This window comes from Burkholderia sp. AU16482, assembly GCF_002223285.1.
GTDB lineage: Bacteria > Pseudomonadota > Gammaproteobacteria > Burkholderiales > Burkholderiaceae > Burkholderia > Burkholderia semiarida.
This window is the reverse complement of record NZ_NKEY01000003.1, coordinates 962725-984928: the sequence shown is the minus strand read 5'-3', so window position 1 is coordinate 984928 and position 22204 is coordinate 962725. Positions and strand designations below refer to the sequence as shown.

At 67.8% G+C, this 22204-nt stretch carries 18 protein-coding genes; 3 read left to right on the top strand and 15 right to left on the bottom strand.

Annotated elements, in window-relative coordinates; translation table 11 throughout:
• The first annotated feature begins 191 nt into the window (after positions 1-191).
• Both CFB35_RS07095 and galU read left to right on the top strand, forming a co-directional pair.
• Entirely contained in the window at positions 192-3059 is a 2868-nt protein-coding gene (locus CFB35_RS07095; protein ID WP_059575859.1) for a valine--tRNA ligase, read from the top strand.
• Positions 3060-3146: 87 nt separating this feature from the next.
• On the top strand, positions 3147-4031 hold the full coding sequence (gene galU, locus CFB35_RS07090; protein ID WP_059575861.1) for a UTP--glucose-1-phosphate uridylyltransferase GalU: 885 nt from the start codon (positions 3147-3149) through the stop codon (positions 4029-4031).
• A gap of 53 nt (positions 4032-4084) precedes the next feature.
• Here the strand turns inward: galU and CFB35_RS07085 are convergent, their stop codons facing one another.
• From CFB35_RS07085 to CFB35_RS07055, 7 genes are all read right to left on the bottom strand, one after another.
• Entirely contained in the window at positions 4085-4699 is a 615-nt protein-coding gene (locus CFB35_RS07085) for a DUF4136 domain-containing protein (RefSeq protein WP_059575864.1), read from the bottom strand.
• Between the two features lie 37 nt (positions 4700-4736).
• Positions 4737-7124, bottom strand: coding sequence for a CHASE2 domain-containing protein (locus CFB35_RS07080; RefSeq protein WP_059575866.1), 2388 nt, complete (start codon positions 7122-7124; stop codon positions 4737-4739).
• Between the two features lie 10 nt (positions 7125-7134).
• Positions 7135-8496 (bottom strand): FecR domain-containing protein, encoded by a 1362-nt coding sequence (locus CFB35_RS07075; protein ID WP_059575868.1) that lies wholly within the window; start codon positions 8494-8496, stop codon positions 7135-7137.
• Entirely contained in the window at positions 8493-9197 is a 705-nt protein-coding gene (locus CFB35_RS07070; protein ID WP_027784223.1) for a response regulator transcription factor, read from the bottom strand. The genes CFB35_RS07075 and CFB35_RS07070 overlap by 4 nt, the downstream gene beginning before the upstream one ends.
• Before the next feature lie 268 nt (positions 9198-9465).
• Entirely contained in the window at positions 9466-9900 is a 435-nt protein-coding gene (locus tag CFB35_RS07065) for a hypothetical protein (protein WP_059575870.1), read from the bottom strand.
• A 210-nt stretch (positions 9901-10110) separates the two neighbouring features.
• Complete coding sequence (locus CFB35_RS07060) at positions 10111-10338, bottom strand: sulfurtransferase TusA family protein (protein WP_006402122.1); 228 nt, start codon at positions 10336-10338, stop codon at positions 10111-10113.
• 117 nt (positions 10339-10455) lie between these two features.
• Positions 10456-11391, bottom strand: a complete 936-nt coding sequence (locus CFB35_RS07055; protein ID WP_059575872.1) for a LysR family transcriptional regulator — start codon at positions 11389-11391, stop codon at positions 10456-10458.
• Positions 11392-11500: 109 nt separating this feature from the next.
• Here CFB35_RS07055 and CFB35_RS07050 point away from each other — a divergent pair, with 109 nt between their 5' ends.
• Positions 11501-13021 carry a CoA-acylating methylmalonate-semialdehyde dehydrogenase gene (locus tag CFB35_RS07050; protein WP_059575874.1) on the top strand — a complete coding sequence of 507 codons (1521 nt, stop codon included), beginning with the start codon at positions 11501-11503 and terminating at the stop codon, positions 13019-13021.
• A 57-nt stretch (positions 13022-13078) separates the two neighbouring features.
• Here CFB35_RS07050 and CFB35_RS07045 read toward each other — a convergent pair whose 3' ends face one another.
• The 8 genes from CFB35_RS07045 to CFB35_RS07010 all read right to left on the bottom strand — a co-directional run bounded on the left by CFB35_RS07045 (position 13079) and on the right by CFB35_RS07010 (position 22074).
• A complete protein-coding gene (locus CFB35_RS07045) occupies positions 13079-13963 on the bottom strand; it encodes a MurR/RpiR family transcriptional regulator (protein WP_059575876.1) in 885 nt (294 codons plus the stop codon).
• Between the two features lie 283 nt (positions 13964-14246).
• The gene (locus CFB35_RS07040; RefSeq protein WP_060010081.1) at positions 14247-15419 is read right to left on the bottom strand and encodes a Gfo/Idh/MocA family protein; all 1173 of its coding nucleotides are present in this window, start codon (positions 15417-15419) and stop codon (positions 14247-14249) included.
• Between the two features lie 31 nt (positions 15420-15450).
• Positions 15451-16377 (bottom strand): TIM barrel protein, encoded by a 927-nt coding sequence (locus tag CFB35_RS07035; protein ID WP_059575880.1) that lies wholly within the window; start codon positions 16375-16377, stop codon positions 15451-15453.
• Between the two features lie 39 nt (positions 16378-16416).
• Positions 16417-17430, bottom strand: coding sequence for a Gfo/Idh/MocA family protein (locus CFB35_RS07030; protein ID WP_059575882.1), 1014 nt, complete (start codon positions 17428-17430; stop codon positions 16417-16419).
• A gap of 74 nt (positions 17431-17504) precedes the next feature.
• Positions 17505-18416: a sugar phosphate isomerase/epimerase family protein gene (locus tag CFB35_RS07025; RefSeq protein ID WP_059575970.1), complete on the bottom strand. Its 912-nt coding sequence runs from the start codon at positions 18414-18416 to the stop codon at positions 17505-17507.
• A 44-nt stretch (positions 18417-18460) separates the two neighbouring features.
• Positions 18461-19486 carry an ABC transporter permease gene (locus tag CFB35_RS07020; RefSeq protein ID WP_059575884.1) on the bottom strand — a complete coding sequence of 342 codons (1026 nt, stop codon included), beginning with the start codon at positions 19484-19486 and terminating at the stop codon, positions 18461-18463.
• A gap of 27 nt (positions 19487-19513) precedes the next feature.
• Positions 19514-21079 carry a sugar ABC transporter ATP-binding protein gene (locus CFB35_RS07015; protein ID WP_059575886.1) on the bottom strand — a complete coding sequence of 522 codons (1566 nt, stop codon included), beginning with the start codon at positions 21077-21079 and terminating at the stop codon, positions 19514-19516.
• Between the two features lie 68 nt (positions 21080-21147).
• Positions 21148-22074: a sugar ABC transporter substrate-binding protein gene (locus tag CFB35_RS07010; RefSeq protein ID WP_059575888.1), complete on the bottom strand. Its 927-nt coding sequence runs from the start codon at positions 22072-22074 to the stop codon at positions 21148-21150.
• Positions 22075-22204: the final 130 nt, after the last annotated feature.

Genomic DNA, 22204 nt, shown 5'->3' with positions numbered 1-22204 from the left:
GACCGGTGCGGCAGGGAGCCCATGCCCGACTTACATCCGTAGCCAGACCCGCAAGTTAGCGCTCGCAACACGCGTCAGCAATTGGACACGTACGAACTGACTGCATAGGCCGCGAACGGCTCACTCGACGCCTGGCGATTTATAATGTCAGGTTCAAGTCTCCAACACGCATTTTTCGGCAAATTTCCACCATGAGCGACAACACGCTGGCGAAGAGCTTCGAACCCCACACCATCGAGTCCCAATGGGGGCCCGAGTGGGAAAAACGCGGCTATGCCGCCCCGGCATTCGATCCGGCGCGCCCCGATTTCGCGATCCAGTTGCCGCCGCCGAACGTCACCGGCACGCTGCACATGGGCCACGCGTTCAACCAGACGATCATGGACGGCCTCGCCCGCTACCACCGGATGCTCGGCGAGAACACGCTGTGGGTGCCCGGCACCGACCACGCGGGGATCGCCACCCAGATCGTCGTCGAGCGCCAGCTCGACGCGCAGGGCGTGTCGCGCCACGACCTCGGCCGCGAGAAGTTCGTCGAGCGCGTGTGGGAATGGAAGCAGAAGTCCGGCTCGACGATCACCGGCCAGGTGCGCCGCCTCGGCGCGTCGACCGACTGGTCGCGCGAATACTTCACGATGGACGACAAGATGTCGGCCGCCGTGCGCGACGTGTTCGTCACGCTCTATGAACAGGGCCTGATCTATCGCGGCAAGCGCCTCGTCAACTGGGATCCGGTGCTGCTCACCGCCGTGTCGGACCTCGAAGTCGTGAGCGAGGAAGAAAACGGCCACCTGTGGCACATCCGCTACCCGCTCGCCGACGGTTCGGGCTCGCTGACCGTCGCGACCACACGCCCCGAGACGATGCTCGGCGACGTCGCGGTGATGGTCCACCCGGAAGACGAACGCTACGCGCACCTGATCGGCAAGCTCGTCACGCTGCCGCTGACGGGCCGCGAGATTCCGGTGATCGCCGACGACTACGTCGACCGCGAATTCGGCACGGGCGTCGTGAAGGTCACGCCCGCGCACGACTTCAACGACTATCAGGTCGGCCTGCGCCACAACCTCGCGCCGATCGAGATCCTGACGCTGGACGCGAAGATCAACGACAACGGCCCCGAGCAGTATCGCGGCCTCGATCGCTTCGACGCGCGCAAGGCGATCGTCGCCGACCTCGACGCGCAGGGCTTCCTCGACTCGGTGAAGCCGCACAAGCTGATGGTGCCGCGCGGCGACCGCACGGGCGTCGTGATCGAGCCGATGCTGACCGACCAGTGGTTCGTCGCGATGACGAAGCCGGCGCCGGAAGGCACGTTCAATCCGGGCAAGTCGATCACCGAAACGTCGCTCGACGTCGTGCGCAGCGGCCAGATCAAGTTCGTACCGGAAAACTGGACGACCACCTACTACCAGTGGCTCGAAAACATCCAGGACTGGTGCATCTCGCGCCAGCTGTGGTGGGGTCACCAGATTCCCGCGTGGTACGGCGAGAACGGCGAGGTGTTCGTCGCGCGCGACGAGGAGCAAGCGCGTGCGCAGGCCGCGGCGAAGGGCTATGCGGGCGCGCTCAAGCGCGACGAGGACGTGCTCGACACGTGGTTCTCGTCCGCGCTCGTGCCGTTCTCGTCGCTCGGCTGGCCGAACGAAACGCCCGAACTGCAGCACTTCCTGCCGTCGTCGGTGCTCGTCACCGGCTTCGACATCATCTTCTTCTGGGTCGCCCGGATGGTGATGATGACGACGCACTTCACCGGCAAGGTGCCGTTCCACACCGTGTACGTGCACGGCCTCGTGCGCGACGCGGAAGGCCAGAAGATGTCGAAGAGCAAGGGCAACACGCTCGACCCGATCGACATCGTCGACGGCATCGATCTCGACACGCTGGTCGCGAAACGCACGACGGGCCTGATGAACCCGAAGCAGGCCGCCACGATCGAGAAGAAGACGCGCAAGGAATTCCCGGACGGCATTCCGGCGTTCGGCACCGACGCGCTGCGCTTCACGATGGCGTCGATGGCGACGCTCGGCCGCAACGTGAACTTCGACCTCGCGCGCTGCGAAGGCTATCGCAACTTCTGCAACAAGCTGTGGAACGCGACGCGCTTCGTGCTGATGAACTGCGAAGGCCACGACTGCGGCGCCGACAAGCCCGAAGTGTGCGGCGCGGGCGACTGCGGCCCCGGCGGCTACCTCGATTTCTCCGCGGCGGACCGCTGGATCGTGTCGCTGCTGCAGCGCACCGAAGCCGACATCGCGAAGGGTTTCGCCGATTACCGCTTCGACAACATCGCGAGCAGCATCTACAAGTTCGTGTGGGACGAGTACTGCGACTGGTATCTCGAACTCGCGAAGGTGCAGATCCAGAACGGCACGCCGGAACAGCAGCGCGCGACGCGCCGCACGCTGCTGCGCGTGCTGGAAACGGTGCTGCGCCTCGCGCATCCGGTCATCCCGTTCATCACGGAAGCGCTCTGGCAGAAGGTCGCGCCGCTCGCCGGCCGTTATCCGCAGGGCAAGGCCGACGGCGAGGCGTCGCTGATGACGCAGGCCTACCCCATCGCGAACCTGCAGAAGATCGACGAGGCGTCCGAGCAGTGGGCGGCCGACCTGAAGGCGATCGTCGACGCGTGCCGCAACCTGCGCGGCGAGATGAACCTGTCGCCGGCCACCAAGGTGCCGCTGCTGGCCGCCGGCGACGCCGAGCGCCTGCGCTCGTTCGCGCCGTACGTCCAGGCGCTCGCGCGCCTGTCGGAAGTGCAGATCCTGGCCGACGAAGCGTCGCTCGACCAGCAGGCGCACGGCGCGCCGATCGCGATCGTCGGCCCGAACAAGCTGGTGCTGAAGGTGGAAATCGACGTCGCGGCCGAACGCGAGCGCCTGGCGAAGGAAATCACGCGCCTGACGGGCGAGATCGCGAAGTGCAACGCGAAGCTCGGCAACGAGGCTTTCGTCGCGAAAGCGCCGCCGGCCGTGGTCGAACAGGAGCAAAAACGCGTCGCGGAATTCCAGAGCACGCTCGAAAAACTGCGTGCTCAGCTCGATCGGTTGCCTGCGTAACAAAGGGTAAGGTCATTTGCGTTCACTATAATGCGGACGTGAACATAGACCGTCTGACAAGTCGATTACAGGAATAAAGGTTCGATCATGTTGAAAGTCACCAAGGCGGTATTCCCCGTGGCCGGTCTCGGCACGCGGTTCCTGCCGGCAACGAAGGCGAGCCCGAAGGAAATGCTGCCGGTCGTCGACAAGCCGCTGATCCAGTACGCGGTCGAGGAAGCGATCGCTGCCGGCATCACCGAGATGATCTTCGTGACCGGGCGCAGCAAGCGCGCGATCGAGGATCACTTCGACAAATCGTACGAAGTCGAGGCCGAACTCGAGGCGCGCGGCAAGGAAAAGCTGCTCGAGCTGGTGCGCAGCATCAAGCCGAGCCATGTCGACTGCTTCTACGTGCGCCAGCCGGAAGCGCTCGGCCTCGGCCATGCGGTGCTGTGCGCGGAAAAGCTGGTCGCCGACAATCCGTTCGCGGTGATCCTCGCGGACGACCTGCTCGACGGCAACCCGCCGGTGATGAAGCAGATGGTCGACGTGTTCGACCACTATCACAGCTCGGTGATCGGCGTCGAAGAGATCCCGCCGTCGGAGACGAAATCGTACGGGATCGTCGACGGCAAGGAATGGGAAGAGTCGATCGTCAAGATGTCGGCGATCGTCGAGAAGCCGGCGCCGGAAGTCGCGCCGTCGAACCTCGGCGTGGTCGGACGCTACATCCTGAAGCCGCGGATCTTCGAGCACCTGCGCGCGCTGAAACCGGGCGCGGGCGGCGAACTGCAACTCACCGACGCGATCCAGGCGCTGCTCGCCGACGAACAGGTGCTGGCCTACAAGTATCAGGGCACGCGCTACGACTGCGGCAGCAAGCTCGGCTACCTGAAGGCGACGGTCGAATTCGCGCTGCGCCACCCGGAAGTCGGCGCGGAGTTCGAGACGTATCTGCGCACCCGCGACGGCGGCCAACCGGCCGTCTGAACGCGGCAAGGGCCTGCCGCGGCGGGCCCGCCCTCACCTTGCGGCCGGCGCCTTCAGCGCGCGTCGGCCGGCTTCACCGAGACGACGCCCGGCATGCCGCCCGCGTCGTCTTTTTTCGTCTTGACCAGCCAGCCGGTGCCGTCGCCGAACGGGACCTTCGCCAGCGCGCTCTTCACGAGCGCTGGCGCGGCCTGCTGCGTACCCGGATCGCGATCGCGCAGCGACGCCGACACGCGATAGACGTCGGCGCCCGATTTCGCATCGACGAAACGCAGCGTCAGCACGTGGCGGTACACGCGGCCCATGAACGGCAGCGCGAGCGGCGCGGGCCCGTCGACCGTCACGCATGCGCTGCTCGCCGCGCCGCAGCGCTCGGCGCTTGCCGCGACCGCCGCCGGCTGCGTCGCGTACGCGATCGACAACCGGTAACGCGCATCCTTGAGCGGCTGCGCATCGAAGCCGCGGCGCGCGAGTTCGTCGCGCACGAGCGTCTCGATCTGCCGGTACTCGGCATCGCCCGCCTGCGCGGCCGTCCGCACGAAATCGTAGCCGTGCGCACCGGAGGCGAACGCATCCGGCTGCCCGACCGCACTCACGCCGCTCGTGACGCCGGCGCAACCCGCCAACAGCGACGCCGCCAGCGCGGCCGCCGCCCATTGCTTTCTCATGGCTTTCCCCAAATGCCTGCCGTCGCGCCCGGCCCTGTCAGGCGGACGGCTCGTCGATCGCGGGCAGCGACACCGTCACCGCGGTGCCGACACCCACTTCGCTGTCGACCGACACGCTGCCCCCATGGCGCGTGACGACCGTCTTCACGAACGCCATGCCGAGCCCGGAACCCGAGATTTCGGGCCGCTCGCCGGCATGGAACCGCTTGAAACGCTCGAACAGATGCCGCTGATCTTCCGGCGCGATGCCGTACCCCTGATCGCGAATCGTACAGAACATCCGCTTCGTTGCGTGCTCGACCGTCAGCGTACACGTGATCACCGTGTCGGACGGACTGTATTTGACCGCGTTGTTCAGCAGGTTCACGAACGCGCGCGTGATCAGCGAGCGGTCCGCGCGCACCCAGCACATGTCGGCGCCCACGTCGGTCTCGATGCGGATGTGTTTCGCCTGCGCCTGCGGCCACACCTCGTCGCTCGCATCGATCAGCACGTCGACGAGGCTCGTCGCCTCGAGCTGGTACGCCTGCGACTCGGCGCGCGCCAGTTGCACGAACTCGTCGGCGAGCGACAGCGCGCGGTGCGCATAACGCTCGATCCGCGCGAGCAGCCCGCGCATCGCATCGCTCTCGACGCGGTCGCGCTCGATCTCGACCAGCGCGAGGATCGACGACTGCGGCGAACGCATGTCATGCGACAGCAGGTGCAGCGCTTCCTCGCGCTGCCGCTCGGCCGCGTGCAGTTCGGTCACGTCGACGAGGCCGGCGATCCAGCCGGTCACGCGACCTTGCGCGTTCGTGCACGCGGCGTAGCGTAGCAGATGGTCGAGCCCGTCCCGGTCGCGCACCTCGATGCCGCGCGCCATCGCGTCGTGCTCGGCCTCGAGCGTCGGGTCGAGCGCGGCCGGCCAGTGCTCGCGGATCGCCGCGTCGTGCTCGGCGTTGCCGTCGACCGTCTTCATGAACGTCAGCTCGCCGAGCGCGATGCGCAGCGGCCGCCCTTCCGGCAGCGGCAGCGCGAGCCGCGACCCGTAGCGTTTGGCCGCATGATTCGCGATCAGCACGGTACCGGCGAGGTCGGTCACGAAGATCGGTTCGGGCATGCTGTCGAGGCTGTCCCACACGAAGCGCTTCATGTCCTGCACGCGCTGCGCGGCCTGCGCCATCAGCGCCATCTGCCGCTCGAGCACGTCGCCGCCGACGTTGCGCGTGCGCGGCGCCTCGGGCAGCAGGTGCGGCTCGTCGGCGAGCTTCTGCAGCTCGCGACGCAGATACGACATCGTCATTTCCAGCCGCCGCCAGTTCCAGATCGGGTAGACGGCGATCAGCCCGAAGATCGCCGGCGCCGGCGTCAGCCAGATGCGCGCCTCGAACAGCAGCGCCACGCTCGCGACCACGGCGAGCGCGGCCAGGCTCAGCGTCAGCAGCAGCGCGCGCCACGGCGACAGCATCAGGAAGCCGCCCAGCAACACGGCGAGCGGCAGCAGCGACGCGATGAACAATCCCGCGCGCGACGCGGGCGAGATCGCGCTGCCGGTCGCCAGCATGTCGAGCACGTTCGCATGGATGTACACGCCGGCGAGCGGACCGAACTCGCCGGACACCGGCGTCGCGAAGCGATCGTACAGCCCGGACGCGGTCACGCCGACGACGACGATCTTGCCGCGCAGGGCGTCGGGTTTCACGCGCCCTTCGAGCACGTCGTCGAACGACAGCGTCGGATACGCGGGCGTGTTGCGGCTGAACGGGATCAGGTAGCGGCCCTCGCCCGCCGCATCGCGCGACAGGTCGTGCGCGTTCGCGCCGGGCACGCCGCCGACGGGGTGCAGCCGGCCGGCCTGGATCGCGCGGTACACGGGCACCATCAGTTGCGGCCAGCGCACGCGGCCGTCGCTTTCGAACAGCGCGACGCTGCGAACGATCCCGTCGCGATCGACTTCGAGATTGATATGGCCGAGCCCCGTCGCGCGCGCGGCGAGCGCGGCGACCGGCGGATCGACGGAACGCGCGCCGTCCGCCTGCTCGGGGCTGAGCAGCACCGGCAGAAAGGTCGGCACGCGGCTCATCGCGTCCGCGAACGCGCGATCCTCGGGCGACGGTTCGGTAAACAGCACATCGTAGACGACGGCGGCCGGCTGCGCGCGCGCGAGCGTGTCGAGCAGCCGCGCGTGCACGTCGCGCGGCCACGGCCAGCGACCGAGCGCGGATACGCTCTGGTTGTCGATGTCGACGACGACCACGTCGGGCGACAGCGGCAGGCTGCGCAGCATCAGCAGCCGGTCGTAGATCAGCCCGTCGACGCTCGACGACAGGCGGCCGAGCGCGCACGCGAGGATCACCGCGATCCCGAGGCAGCCGATCGCGATCCATTCGATCAGGAAGCGGCGGCCGAGGCGCCGCCGCGGAGAAACGGAGTCGTGTCTCATGCGCCGCGGGTCAGCGCGACAACGTGAACGCGCTGACCGGACTGGTCTTCTCGTAGAACTTGCCGCCTTCGAAATCCTCGACGGTCACGGCCCAGAAATAGTCGCCCGGCGGCAGGTGCGCGACGGTGATCTGGCGCGCGTGCAGGCCGACCTGATCGACGACCGGCGCGCTCAGGTCCTTCGAGCGCGACAGCACGAAGCGGTAACGCGCGTTCTTGCCCGAGCCATTCGGCGACCAGCGGAACTCGTAACCGCCCGCGCCCTGCGACGCGCTCGCGTCGAGCCCCATCACGCGGCGTTCGAACGCATAGGTGCGCGGCCGCCCCTCGAGGCCGTTCGCATCGATCGCGGCGATCCGCACGAAGTAATTCCCGTTCGGCACGTCGCGGAACACCGCGCGCGGCGAATCGGTACGCGTTTCGCGGAACAGGTCGAGCAGCCCCGCATCGTGCGCGAGCTGCACGCGATACGCATGCGCCTGCGCGAGCGGCGTGACGTCGAAGGCGACGTCGGGCTCGTCCTGCACCTTGTCGGGATGCGCGAGCGTTGGCGCGCCCAGCAGTTCGACGGGCGCGCCGACCGCGCCGGACGACGTCGCGACGCTGCCGAAATTCGCATGCACGAGGGTCGCGTCGGCCGGCCGCCGGCCGCCCGCGACGCCGACGGTGCCGTCGAGCACTTCGACGCGCGTCGTCGCATTGCCGGCCGCGTCGTAGTTCACGCGAAAGCGCGTGCCGCGCACGCCGGCCACGACCGACGGCGAGCGGATCTGGAAGCGGTCGTCGCGTTTCTTCAGGTGGGTGACTTCGCTGTCGACGGAGCCGCGCGTGAGTTCGAACTCGCGATCGAGCGTGCCGGTCAGCACCGTGCGGCGCAACGACTTCAGGTCGAGCTGGCTGTCGGGCGGCAGGCTCATGTGCGTGCCGTCGCTCAGCTCGATCGTCACGAAGCCGTTCGCGCCCGTGCGCACGCGGTCGCCTTCGGCGAGCGTCGCATCGTTCGCGAGCGGCGCGAAGGCGCCGCCGGACGCGCGCTCGGCCGTGCCCTGCACCGCGACCACGCGTGCGGTGAGCTTTTCCTTGCGCAGCCGCGCGACCGGCAGCTTCAGCGCGATGCCGGGCTGCAGGTGCTTCGGCGCCGGCACGCCGTTGATCTGCTGGAGCAGTTGCCAGTCGTCCGCGCCTTGCAGGTAGCGCGCGGCGACGTCGTACAGCGTGTCGCCCGCCTGCGTGCGATAGACGACCATCTTTCCCGCGGCGGCGGGCGGCTGCGCGACGGCGGGCTGCACGGCGAACGCCAACGCCGCCGCGCAGGCCGCTTGCAGCGCCGCCGTACGCAGGCTCGCCGTGCGCGGCGCGATTCGCGTGATCACTCCGGTTCCCCCTGGCCGACCCGTTCGAGCCGGTAGCCGTACCCGTAGATCGGCGCGAGACGGTAGCCGTTTTCGGGCCGCAGGCCGAGCTTGGTGCGCAGCATCGAAATGTGCGTATCCATCGTGCGCGACGGGATGTCGGTCGCCTGCTTCCACACGAGGTCGAGAATGTGCGCGCGCGACAGCGGCCGGTCGAGATGCTGGAACAGCAGCAGCGCGAGCTCGAATTCCTTTTGCGTGAGGCTCACGGCCTTGTCGCCGACGTACGCCTGCTTCAGGTTCACATCGAAACGGAACTGGTCGAACTCGCGAACGGTCGCCTCGGCGTTGACCGGATACGCGCGGCGCAGCAGCGAACCGATGCGCGCGCGCAGGATCGGGCCCGACACGGGCTTGACCACGTAATCGTCGGCGCCGGCGTTGAGGATCTGCGTGATACCCGCCTCGTCGTCGCGGCTCGTCATGAAGATGATCGGCAGGCTGTGCTCGGTCTGGTTGGCGCGCACCCACTTGAGCACTTCCTCGCCGGACATGTCGGGCACGTTCCAGTCGAGCACCAGCAGATCGAACGTCTCGCGCTGCAGGCGCTTTTTCAGGGCCTTGCCTTCCTTGAACGCGTAGCACGTGTGGCCGATGGCCGTCAGCGTTTGACTGACGAAATCCGTCTGGGCCGGATCGTCATCCAGTACAGCAATTCTCATAGCACCCCGCAAATCGAAGTCGGTTCGTCCATTCGGCTCCCGCGCCTGCCCCGGCCGCGCAGCATGCGCGCGGCGTTCCGGATACCGGCCGGCGAGCCGTCGTTCGCCGCTCGCGCCTCCTGCGCAAACCGGCGCCCCCGGCTAAATATCTCAAAAACGGGGCACGGACGAACCGGCGATTTCATCATAGTAGTATGAAATTCGCCAAGAAATTGCGCGGACTATCGCCCTTTCTTCGAATAATCCCTTCTGTTGCGCAACCGGACGCCTATTCGGCGCCCGCGATGCCGGCCACCGGCTCGGCACAGTCGTCTGTCGGCACGCGCGGCGACGGCGGCTCCGCCAGCGGCGGTTGCGCAAGCATCCGCTGCAGCTGGTCGCGCACACGCTCCCACGCGCCGGCCGCGTAGTCGGGCTGGCCCGCCGCCCATGCCTGCGCCAGATCGAACACGCGCTCGATCGTCGCGCCGCAGTAGGTCGGGCCCGAGCCGTCGTCCCGCGCGGCATCGCGCAGCCGTTCGTCGAGCCACTCGGCCAGCCACGGCATCTCGGCGGCGGCCGAATCCGCATACGCCTCCAGCGCGGCACGCGCGTGGCGGTCCTGTTGCGGATCGAGCTCGATCCGGCTCAATTCCGACGTGCGCACGGGCGCAATGCTTTCCGCTCCGGACGGGCTTCCAAAGGTCCCTGGTCTGAAGGACATGTCCTCTCCCCGTTGTACGACGGTAGCGTCAGGCATGGCCCCCGAGCCCGCCGTGCGACGTACCGTGGCCGGCGCCTCCGCTGGGAGCGGACGACCGGCCGGCTCAGTATACGCAGCCGGTCGCGCGACGAGGTTTAAGAATTGTCAGAAAGGAGCGGCAAGACACGGCCGGCCGGAAGCCTGCCGCGGCGGGATGGGTAATGCGCGCCTTCAGCGGCGGCGCATCAGGAACACGAAGGTCTTGTCCTGCGTCGTCGATTCGACGATCTCGTTGCCCGTCTGCTTCGCGAACGCGGCGAAATCGCGCTGCGAGCCCGGATCGGTCGCGAGCACCTTGAGGATCTGCCCGCTTTCCATATCGGCAAGCGCTTTCTTGGCACGCAGGATCGGCAACGGGCAATTGAGCCCGCGCGCGTCCACTTCCTTGTGAATCTGCATCGGCTGTCGACCTTCGAATGACGCGCCACACCTGGCGCGGGAGGAAGCCGCGATTTTACCGCAGCGCCGCCGCGCCTGCCCGGGGCGCCCACGGCCCGGCGCCCGCCGGCATCCGGCTCATGCGCCGGAGAAACCGCCCGCGAGCCGTTCGCGCAGGTGCCGCACGAGCGCGCGCACCGCGCTCGGCACGACGGGGCTGTACGGGCGGATCGCGAAAATATGGTCGCCGAACGCGCCCGACGGCCGCCAACCGTCGAGCAGCGCGACGAGGCGGCCGGCATCCAGATCGCGCCGCGCGCTGAAATCGGGCAGCAGCGCGATGCCGAGCCCGCCGAGCGCGGCCTCGCGCATCGCCTCGCTGTTGTTCGCCGCGAAACTGCCGCGCACCGGCACGCTCACGCGCTCGCGCCGGCGGCCGTGCGGCTCGAAGCTCCACGCGGCCGGCTCGTTCTCGCGCAGGTAGCACAGGCAGCTGTGATCGACGAGTTCGCCCGGGTGGCGCGGCGCGCCGCGCGCGTCGAGATAGTCGCGGCTCGCGACCAGCAGCGAACGCGTGTCGCACAGCTTCCACGCGACGTGGGTCTGCGGCGCGGTGGTCGTATGGCGGATCGCGAGGTCGAAGCCCTCCTGCGTCAGCGAATGCAGGCGATCCGACAGGTCGAGCTCGATCTGCACGCCCGGGTGCCGGCGCAGGAAATCCGGCAGGTGCGGCACGACCTGCTGGCGCCCGAGCGCGACCGGCACCGTCACGCGCAGCAGCCCGCGCGGCTCGCCGGCGAGATCCTTCACGCGCGCGAAATGCTGGCCGATCGACTCGAACGCGTCGCGCGTGCTGTCGACGAGCGTCTGCCCCGCATCGGTGAGCCGCACGCTGCGCGTGGTGCGGCGCACGAGCGGCACGCCGGCCGCCTTTTCGAGATCGGCGATGCGCTGGCTCATCGCGGCCTTGCTGATGCCGAGCCGCTGCGCGGCAGCCGTGAAACTGCCCGCCGCGGCCAGCACCGTCAGCGAATGGATATGCGGCCAGAGCGCCTGGACATTTTGCTGATTCATCCGCCGATTATTCAGAATTCTGAACAGTGAATCAAGTTTGGCGGCCTTCTCCCGCCCTGCCGGTTTCCCTAGACTGGGCGCTGTTCCCCCTCGTCCCCAGGAGACACGCATGACCACGGTTCCCGCGTATACGTCCGACGCCGACGTCGGCCACTACATCGACGGCGCGCCCGTCGCCGGCCGCAGCGGCCGCTTCCAGGACGTCCTCAATCCGGCGCTCGGTCGCGCGGTGCGTCGCGTGGCGCTGGCCGACGACAGCGAAGTGCGGCAGGCCGTCGCCGCCGCCCACGCCGCGTTCCCGGCCTGGGCCGACACGCCGCCGATCCGCCGCGCACGCGTGCTGCACCGTTTCCTGCAACTGATGAACGAGCACCGCGACACGCTCGCGGCGATCATCACCGCCGAGCACGGCAAGGTGTTCTCGGACGCGCAAGGCGAAGTCGCGCGCGGCATCGACATCGTCGAATTCGCATGCGGCGTGCCGCAACTGCTGAAGGGCGACTTCACCGACCAGGTCAGCACCGGCATCGACAACTGGACGATGCGCCAGCCGCTGGGCGTCGTCGCGGGCATCACGCCGTTCAACTTCCCGTGCATGGTGCCGTGCTGGATGTTCCCGGTCGCGATCGCGACGGGCAACACGTTCGTGCTGAAGCCGAGCGAGCGCGACCCGTCGGCCGCGCTGTTCATCGCCGACCTGCTCACGCAGGCAGGCCTCCCGGCCGGCGTGTTCAACGTCGTGCAGGGCGGCAAGGACGCGGTCGATGCGCTGCTCGACCACCCGGACGTGCAGGCCGTCAGCTTCGTCGGCTCGACGCCGATCGCGGCGTACGTGCAGCAGCGCGCGGTGCAGTCGGGCAAGCGCGTGCAGGCGCTCGGCGGCGCGAAGAACCACCTCGTCGTGATGCCCGATGCGAACATCGAGCAGGCCGTCGACGCGCTGATCGGCGCTGCGTACGGCTCGGCCGGCGAGCGCTGCATGGCGATCAGCATCGCGGTGCTGGTCGGCGACGTGGCCGACAGGATCGTGCCGGCGGTCGCCGAACGCGCACGCAAGCTGGTGATCGGGGACGGGATGTCGCCGGAAGTCGAGATGGGCCCGATCGTCACCGGCGAAGCGCTCAAGCGCATCGAAGGCTATATCGAGCAGGGCGTGAACGAAGGCGCGCAACTGGTGGTGGACGGGCGCGGGCTGCGCGTGCCGGGCCGCGAGGCCGGCTTCTTCACCGGCGGCACGCTGTTCGATCACGTGCGCCCCGACATGCGGATCTACCAGGAAGAGATCTTCGGGCCGGTGCTCGGCTGCGTACGCGTGAAGGATTTCGGCGAAGCGGTCGACCTGATCAACGCGCACGAGTTCGGCAACGGCGTTTCATGCTTCACGAGCGACGGCGGCATCGCGCGCGAATTCGCGCGGCGCATCCAGGTCGGCATGGTCGGCATCAACGTGCCGATCCCGGTGCCGATGGCGTGGCACGGCTTCGGCGGCTGGAAGAAGAGCCTGTTCGGCGACATGCACGCGTACGGCGAGGAAGGCGTGCGCTTCTACACGCGCCAGAAGTCGGTGATGCAGCGCTGGTCGTCGAGCATCGGCAAAGGCGCCGAATTCGCAATGCCGACCGCGAAGTAAGCCGGCCGGTGCGCAGCCCGTCGAGCCGTTCGGCGGGCGGTGCGCAGCCCGTCGGGATCAACCGGCTTTCGTGCCGTGCGCGCCGTCGGCGGTCGGCATATAGGACAGCTCGAGCCGGTACGCGAGCGCGACGAACAGGCTCTGCGCGAGGCCCATCGTCGCGGTCAGCGCGCGGAACCCGAACGTCGCGCTGTCCTGCACCATCAGCGTCACCTCGGCCTCCCGCGCGAGCGGGCTCATCCGGCTGTCGGTGATCGCGATCAGCCGCGCGCCGCGCCGCGCGGCCTGCTGCGCGACCTGCACGGTCTCGTCCGCGTAAGGCATGAACGAGATCGCGATCATCACGTCGCCCTCGCGCACCGACCGGATCTGCCCGAGATGCATGCTGCCGAGCGCGCTGAACAGCCCAATGCGCTTGTCGGTGTGCTGCAGCGCATAGTCCAGATACACGGCGATCGGAAACGCGCGCCGCGACCCGGCGATCCAGATCGCCTGCGTATCGGCGAGCAGGTCGACGGCCCGCGCGAGCGCCTGCGAATCGAGCGTCTGCCGCAACTGCTGCATCCCGGCGATGCTGCCCTTGATGAATTCGTCGGCGATCTGTTCGGGCTGCAGGCTCGACGAACCGGCTTCGATCACGTCGCGCAGCCGCAGGTTGTATGCGCGCCCCGGCGCGATCTGCTGCGCGAGCCCTTCGCGGAACAGCCGCTGCATTTCGGAGAAGCCGGAAAAGCCGAAGTGCTTCGCGAAGCGCACGACGGCCGACGGCTGGACGCCGCAGGCCTCCGCGAGCGACTGGATGCCTTCCAGCCCAAGCTGGTCCCGATGCGTTTCCACGTGGCGCGCGATCACCTTCAGGCGATTGCTGAGGCCGTCGTACTCCTGCGTCAGGTGCTGCAGGAACGCCTCGACGGTGGCGGGAGGTTTCTCGGATGAACTCATCGGATAGCGCGAAGTTGACGGCCCCGATGCGCGCGCGTGGCTGACGGACGCGGCCCGGGGCTCGACTGGATACATGCATGAAGGGCGAATTTAATCACGTTTGCGGCACGGCCCGTGCCGCCAGCTCGCTCCCACGCGCTCGATCATCACCAGGGTCTGTTGACGTACGCTCCACGGCAAGACTGGAACCGATTGTCCAACGCGCGCGCGGCGGCGTAAAGATCGGGGTGTGTACCGAGGCCGGCTGCCGCGGCGAAGCGCGGCGCAGCCGGCCTTGCCCGCTTCAACGATAGTCGATCCACACGCCGCCCGCATCGGCCGAACGCACGCAGTTCTCGACCCAGCGCACGCCCTCGACGCCCGCGTGCACGTCCGGAAAGCGGATGGTCTTCAATGCCGCCGCGTCGCCGCGATCGGCCGCGTCCATCGCGAGCGCGAAGCGCGCGTACAGGTTCGACCATGCGTCGAACAGCCCTTCCGGATGCCCGGCACCGATGCGGTCTTCGCGCAATGCGTGCGGATGCAGGTACGGCATCCCGCGATCGAGCACCTGCGCGGGCTGCCCCTGGATTTCGTAGCGCAACTGGTTCGGATGCTCGTCCCACCATTCGACGCTCGCCTTCGAGCCGATCACGCGCACCTTCTGCCCGTGCATCGAGCCGGCGTTCACCGCGCTCGACCACACGTAGCCGATCGCCCCGGTGTCGTATTCCATGATCGTGAACGCGTTGTCCTCGAGCGGCGCGCGGCTCTTCACGAAGCTCTGCCGCGAACACATCAGCCGCCGGATCTTCAGCTCGGGCGCCATCACTTCCGAGATGTACAGCGGGTGCGTGCCGATGTCGCCGAGCACGTAGCTCGGGCCCGCGAATTTCGGATCGACGCGCCAGCGCGCGGCCGCGCTCGCGGCCTCGACGCCCTCGCTGTGGAAGCCGTGCGCGAACTGCATCTGCACGATGCGGATCTCGCCGAGGTCGCCGCGCGCGATCATCTCGCGCGCCTGCTCGATCATCTGGTGTCCCGAATAACCGTACGCGACGCCGACGATCCGGTTCTTCTCGACCGACAGCCGTTGCAGCGCCTCGGCCTCCTCGGTCGTGAAGCACAGCGGCTTCTCGCACACCACGTGCAGCCCCGCGTTCAGCGCGGCGCGGCAGATCTCGAAGTGCGTGTTGTTCGGCGTCGCGATCGACACCGCGCGGATGCCGTCGGGGCGACGCGCCTCGGCGTCGAACATCGTCGCGTAATCGGGATAGCAGCGCTCGGCCGCGACGCCGAGCTTCACGCCGAACTGGCGGCCGCGTTCGGGATCGATATCGAATGCGCCGGCAACCAACTGGAAGCTGCCGTCGCGCAGCGCGGCCGACCGGTGGCTGTAGCCGATCTGGCTGCCGAGCCCGCCGCCGACCATGCCCCAGCGAATCGAATGTCCAAGCAGAATCTGTCCGTCAATCATGATGGTGATGTTCCTGGTGCGTGTTCATGGGTCATGCAAAACCGGCCGACGCGAGAAACGCGCGGCTCGCGGCGACGTCGCGCAGGCTCGTGCCGGCGTTGCGCGGGTCGCGCTCCTGCTCGATCGTGATATAGCCCGCGTAGCCGATGGCGTCGAGCGCCTCGCGGATCGCGCGGTAGTCGAGCACGCCGGCGCCGATCGGGCACATCACGCCGCGCGCGCAGGCGGCGAAGAACGCGATGTGCTCGCCCATCACCGCGTCGTATACGGCTGCGTCGATGTCTTTGAAATGCACGTAGTCGAGCCGTGCCGCATGGCGGCGCAACCACGCTTCCGGGTCCATGCCCGAGTAATACAGGTGGCCGGTATCGAGACAGAGGCCCGCCGTCTCGGCCGGAATGTCGGCAACGATCCGGTCGATCTCGTCCGCGAATTCGATGTAGCCGCCCGCATGCGGATGAATCACCGCGCGCACGCCGAACTCGTCGCGCGCGATCGTCGCGATCTGCCGGATATGGTCGACCATCCGCGCCCAGCGCGTGTCGGACAGCCGCGGCGCGCGATCGCCGTGGCCGGCCGCGTAGTCGCGCTCCTCGTGGCCCCAGTCCATCACGACCAGGTACGGCGCCGCGTAGCGCTGGCCGTCCTGCGTCGGCAGCTTCGGCAACTGCGTGATCAGCGCGCAGATGTCGCGCGTCTGGCGCAGCAGGTTCGGCAGGTTCTCCGGCGACACGAGATCGTCGAAAATCGTGCCGGCCGTGATGCTCAGGCGCTGGCGCTCGAGCTCGGCGCTCACCACGTCGAGTTCGAGCGGGATATAGCCATAGGGCCCGAGCTCGATGCCCGAATAACCGGCCTGCGCGGCCTCGGCGAGCACGTGCCGCCACGGCGGCAGATGCGGGTTGTTCACGTCGTCGACGCCCCAGCAGCACGGGGCGCAACCTATCTTCATCGTCATGTCGGTCGGTCCGGTACGTCAGCGGCGGGCGGTCGCTGGTCAGCCGCGATAGAACGCGGGACGCTCGGCCATCGCGATCGGCTCGACCGCGCCGGTTTTCTGCGCCCGCACGCACGCGTCGGCCGCGACCGCCGCCGCGTAGCCGTCCCACGCGGACGGCCCGGTCAGCACGCCCTGCCGCACGCCGTCGATGAACGCCTGCAGCTCGACGTCGTACGACGCGATGAAGCGCTCCTTCCAGTCGGTCATGATCTCGACCGACTGCCGCGCCGCATGCTTGAGCCCGACGGCCGGCGGATCGGGCAGCTTCGCGATGCCCTGCTCGCCGACCACCTCGCACTGGATGTCGTAGCCGTACTGGCAGTTCACGAAGATCTCGACGTCGATGCGCACGCCGCTCGCGGTTTCGAGCAGCACGATCTGCGGATCGGCGAGATGCGCGGATGCATGGCGCGTCTTCTTCGGATAGACGACCTGCGCGCTCGTGTAATCCTCGCCGAGCAGCCAGCGCAGCACGTCGAGTTCGTGGATCAGCGTGTCGGTGATCGCCATGTCGGTCGTGTAGCGCTCGCCGACCGACTGGTTGCGGTGCGCGCAATGCAGCATCAGCGGCGCGCCGATTTCGCCGCTGTCGATCACGCGCTTCAACGCGCGATAGCCTTCGTCGTACGGCCGCATGAAGCCGACCTGCACGAGCCGCTTGCCGTGCGCGAGCTCGGCTTCGACGATCCGCATGCAGCCGTCGGCCGTGACCGCGAGCGGCTTCTCGCAGAACACCGGCTTGCCGTGCGCGATCGCGTCGAGCACGAACGCTTCGTGCGTGGGCCCCCACGACGTGACGAGCACGGCCTGCACGTCGGCGGCCGCGACCACTTCGTGGCCGTCGCCGTAGATCTCGGCGTCGAGCCCGTATTTCGTCACCGCATCGCGCGCCTGCCGCGGATCGATGTCGTTGACGGCCACGACGCGCGCGCCGGACAGCGTGCGGGTCAGTCTGCGAATATGGTCCTGGCCGATCGCGCCGCAGCCGATCACGCCGATTTGCAAGGTCATGCAGTTGTCTCCGGTGGTTCGTTCATCAGCGGCGCGGCCCATGCCGCGCCGGTCGGTAATCGGTCATCCGTCGGTCAGCGCGCGGTGCGGTCGAAATGGCGATCGACGTAGCGCTGGATCGTGTCGCGCATGTAGCGCGACGAGGCTTCCGCGCGGTCCTCCCACGCGAACACGCAGGACGACATCACGCCGTCGAAGCCGGCGGCGCCGAGCGCGCGGAAAAACTCGTCCCAGTCGATCTCGCCCTGCCCGATGTCGAGATGCTGGTGCACGCGGATCTGGTTCGAGCCGGGCGGGTTCACGATGTAGCGCAGCTGGCTGCTCTTGCGGTGGTCGAACGTGTCGGCCACGCGCACGTGCGCGAGGATCGGCGCGGCGGCCGCGATCATCGCGGCCATGTCGTCGCCGTAGTAGAACGTGTGCGGCGCGATATACGACAGCTTCAGCGACGGCGAGCCGATGTTCGTGACGATGTCGATCGCCGGCTGCAACTGCTCGATCCAGTCCTCCGGATGCGGCTCGACCGACAGCACGATGCGCTCGCGCTCGAGGATCGGCAGCAGCTCGTCCATCGACCGGAACCACGCGGCCTCGCACAGCGGCTGAGGGTTCGCGCCCGGCCGCTCGCCGACCGAGCGCTCGGGCGACGCGCCGCGCCCGAACTCCGACACCATCAGCGGGCACTCCATCTCGACCGCCACCTCGATCGCCTTCTTCCAGCAGCGCACGGCCCACTGCCGCTCGTCGTCGAACGGGCTCGCCCAGCGGTACATCGGCTGCAGCGACGCGAGGCCGACGCCGCTCGCGCGCATCGCCTGGCGGAATGCGGCCATGCGCTCGCGGGTCGCGCGCGGCATCACCCACCAGTCGAGAAAGTCGCTGCGCGGCGACAGCTCGATCTGGTCGTAGCCGAGCTCGGCCACCGCGTGCGGCAGCCGGTCGAGCGGCAGATGGCGAATCATGTAGGGATCCAGCGCGATCTTCATCTTCAACCCGGGTGGTTTCGTGGTTTAGGCGGTGGTGGAATCGCTCAGCGGCGCGACTTCTTGTTGCGATACTGGTCGGCGATCACGGCCGCGACGATGATCGCGCCCTTCACCATCTCCTGGTAATACGCGTCGATGCGGATGAACGTGAAGCCCGACGTCATTACGCCGAGGATCAGCACGCCGATCACGGTGCCCGTCACGCGGCCGAGGCCGCCCGACAGCGACGTGCCGCCGATCACGACGGCCGCGATCGCATCGAGCTCGTACATCACGCCCATGCCCGACTGCCCGGAGATCGCGCGCGCGGCCGTCACGGTGCCGGCAATCCCGCTCAGGAGGCCCGCGATCGCATAGACGAAGATCAGGTGACGCGTGACGTTGATGCCCGACACGACGGCCGCGTGGCGGTTCGCGCCGATCGCATAGGTGTACTTGCCGAAGCGCGTATAGCGCAGCACGACGTGGAAGATCGCGGCGATCACGACGAAGATGATCACCGGATTGGCGCCCGCACCGATCGCCGCGAACGGGTCGGTCAGCATCGACACCGGCATCCCGTTGGTGAACCACTTCGCGAAGCCGCGCGCGGCGACCATCGTGCCGAGCGTCGCGATGAACGGCGGGATGCCCGTCATCGCGATCAGCGTGCCGTTCAGCAGGCCGACCAGCAGCCCGACGCACACGCCGGCCAGCACCGGCCAGATGACCGGCAGGTCGGTGAGGTGCGGAAACACCGCGCGCGGGAAGTCGGACACCTGCGCGAGGCTCGCCGACACGACGGCGGCGGCCGCGACGACCGACCCCGACGACAGGTCGATCCCGCTGGTGATGATCACGAGGTTCACGCCGACCGCGATGATGCCGATCACGGCCATCTGCAGCACGATGATCTCGAGCCGCTCGGCATTGAACAAGAAGCTCTGGCCGACGACGACCCAGCCGACGATCTCGAAGAACAGGCTGATGCCGACCAGCACGAGGAAGATGCTCAGTTCGGGCGGCCACTTCGCATGCCGCGACTTGAGTGTCATGGTCTGCGCATCCGCGACCGGGTTCAGGTTGCCCATTTCAGTTGTCTCCAATCTTGTTTCGGCTCAGCGCGACGCGAGATCCATGATGCGGACCTGGTCGGCGTCCTTGCGATCGACGATGCCGGTCATGCGCCCTTCGTGCATCACCATCACGCGATCGCTCATGCCCAGCACTTCCGGCATCTCCGACGAGATCATCAGCACCGCGACGCCCTTGCCGGCGAGCGCGCTGACGAGCCGGTGGATCTCGGCCTTCGCGCCGACGTCGATGCCGCGGGTCGGTTCGTCGAGGATCAGGATGCGCGGCTGCGTGAGCAGCCACCGGCCGATCAGCACCTTCTGCTGGTTGCCGCCCGACAGGTTCTGGATGGTCTCGTGCAGCCCGGGCGACTTCACGCGCAGCATCCGGCTCATTTCCTCGCAGTCGCGCTTCAACTGCGCGTGCTGCACGAAGTTGAACTTCACGTAGCGACGGCTGAGCACCGCCGCTTCCATGTTCGCGAGCAGGTCGAGATTCAGGAAGCAGCCGGAGTCCTTGCGGTCCTCGGTGAGGAACGCCATTCCGTGCCGCATCGCCTGCGCGGGCGTCGAAATGCGCACCGGCTTGCCGTCGATGCGGATCTCGCCCGACGTGGCCGGCACGACGCCGAACAGCGCCTCCGCGACGTTCGAGCGCCCGGAGCCGACGAGGCCCGCGACACCGAGAATCTCGCCCGCGCGCAGCTCGAAGCTCACGTCGCGGAACACGCCGTCGACGCAGAGATCCTTCACCGACAGCACGACGTCGCCGATCGGCACGTCTTCCTTCGGGAACATCTGCGTGATCTCGCGCCCGACCATCATGCGGATGATGTCGTCGCGCGTGACGTCGCTCGATGCGTGCGTGCCGATGTACTTGCCGTCGCGGAACACCGAGAATTCGTCGGCGATCTCGAACAGCTCGTTCATCTTGTGCGTGATGTAGACGATGCCCTTGCCCTGCTCGCGCAGCTGGCGAATGATCCGGAACAGGTGCGTGACTTCCCTGTCGGTCAGTGCGGAGGTCGGCTCGTCCATGATCAGCACGTCCGAGTCGAACGACACGGCCTTCGCGATCTCGACCATCTGGCGGCTCGCGACCGTCAGCGTGCGCACGTCGGTTTCCGGATCGATGTCGATCGACAGCCGCTCGAACAGCTCGGCCGTGCGGCGGCGCAGCTCGGCGTGATCGATCAGGCCGAAGCGGTTCTTCGGTTCCCGGCGGATCCAGATGTTCTCCGCGACCGTCATGTAAGGCATCAGGTTGAGCTCCTGATGGATCATCGCGATCCCGCGATCGAGCGCGTCGAGCGGCCCGTTCAGCACGACGGGCTCGCCGTTGATCAGGATTTCGCCCTGGTCGGGCGTGTAGACGCCCGCGATGATCTTCATCAGCGTGGACTTGCCGGCGCCGTTCTCGCCCATCAGCGCATGAACGGTGCCGCGGCGCACGCGGAACTGCACGCCATCGAGCGCGACGACGCCGGGAAAGGACTTGCCGACGCCGCGCACCTCGAGCACGCAGTCGGCCATGGCCGCGCCGGGCGCGGCGGACGAAGCGGCCGGCGCGCTTTCGCTGGCCATCGAGCGCGCGATCCTGGCTGTAAACATGGACGTTCCTCGAAAGTCGCGCGCGAACCCGGCCGCGCCGGGCCCGCGCAGTTCAGCGGGAAAACCGGTCAGTGCTTCGCGTACTGGTTCATGTTCTCCGGCGTGACGAGCTCGAACGGCACGTTCACGTAGCGATCGACCGGCTGCTTCTTCGCGAGCTTGAGCGCCGCGGCCACCGCTTGCGCGCCCTGCCCGGTCGCGTTCTGGTAGACCGACACCTTCAGCTCGCCGGCCTTCATCGCCGCGAGCCCGTCCGGCGTCGCGTCGATACCGGCGACGACCGTCTTCGGCGTCAGCTTGCGCGCGGCCTTCAGCGCGTTGATCGCGCCGATCGCCATTTCGTCGTTGTTCGACACGATCGCGTCGAACTTCGTCCCGGAGCTCAGCCAGTTCATCGTGATGTCCTGGCCCTGCGTGCGGCTCCACTTGCCTTCGCGCTTGTCGACGATCTTCATGCCCGCGCAATCCTTCGTCGCGATCACGTCCTCGATGTCCTTGGTGCGGGCGCGCGCCGACTCGTTGGACAGCTCGCCCATCAGCACGAGAATGTCGCCCTTGCCGCCGAGCAGCTTGCACACCTGGCGCGCCTGCAGCGTGCCCGACTGCTTCTCGTCGGAGGCGACGACCGCGACGCCGGCCGGCAGCTTGTCGAAATCGACCGGCTTGCGGTTCACGTAGACGAGCGGGATCTTCGCGGCGGTCACCATCTTCGTGATCTTCGGCGTCGCGTCGGTATCGACCGCGTTCACGATGATCGCGTCGACCTTCTGCGCGATCATGTTCTGGACCTGGCTCAACTGCTTGCCGACGTCATTGCCGCCGTCCTCGATCTGCACGGTCACGCCGTCCTTCTTCGCCGAATCGGCAATGCTGTTGCGCAGGATGGTCAGGAACGTGTCGTCGAACGATGCCATCGTCACGCCGATCTTCTCGGCATGCGCGAGCGGCGCGGCCAGAATCGCGGCGGCCGCGACGGCCATCAGCTTGGTCTTCATGATCAATCTGTCTCCTCATCTCCGGGGGCGGAAGACGGCGCGTTGCGCGCCGCCGGGCCGAGTCCGATCTGGTCCGATCGGGACTGAAGCATCCGGATGAAACTGTAGATCACTTCCTCGAAAATTTGGA